The organism is Nocardia barduliensis (assembly GCF_013315795.1).
GTDB lineage: Bacteria > Actinomycetota > Actinomycetes > Mycobacteriales > Mycobacteriaceae > Nocardia > Nocardia barduliensis.
Genome location: NZ_JABLTE010000307.1, coordinates 1 through 414 on the forward strand (window position 1 = coordinate 1; position 414 = coordinate 414).

Below are 414 nucleotides of genomic sequence, written 5' to 3' on the forward strand. Positions count from 1 at the left end.
ACCCCGGACAAGGTCAAGGACATGGACGCCACCCTGGAAGGGCTGGCGAAGATCATCAACATCAGCCCGGAAGAGCTGGAAGCGTTCAACAAGTCGCGCAAGGCGCGCCGCAAGTTCCTGCCGGTCACGCTGAAGCTGCGCATGAGCGACGAGGAGATGGCGCGCTTCGCGGTCGACCGCTGGCGCTTCCCCGGCGTCGAGCTGGAGCCCTACCTGACCCGCCGCTACCCCTACGGCGATCTGTTCGCGCACATCATCGGCTACGTTGGCCGCGTTGATGACAAGGATCTGGAGATCCTCGGCGAAGGCAATGCCGCGCTGACCCACATCGGCAAGTCCGGCCTGGAGCGTTACTACGAGCAGCAGCTGCGCGGCAAGGTCGGCTACGAGCAGGTCGAGACCAACGTGCAGGGG

At 64.7% G+C, this 414-nt stretch carries 1 pseudogene; it reads left to right on the top strand.

The window, feature by feature from the left end:
• Window positions 1-414 (top strand): annotated as a pseudogene (locus HOV91_RS39345) (penicillin-binding protein 2); the annotation flags it as partial.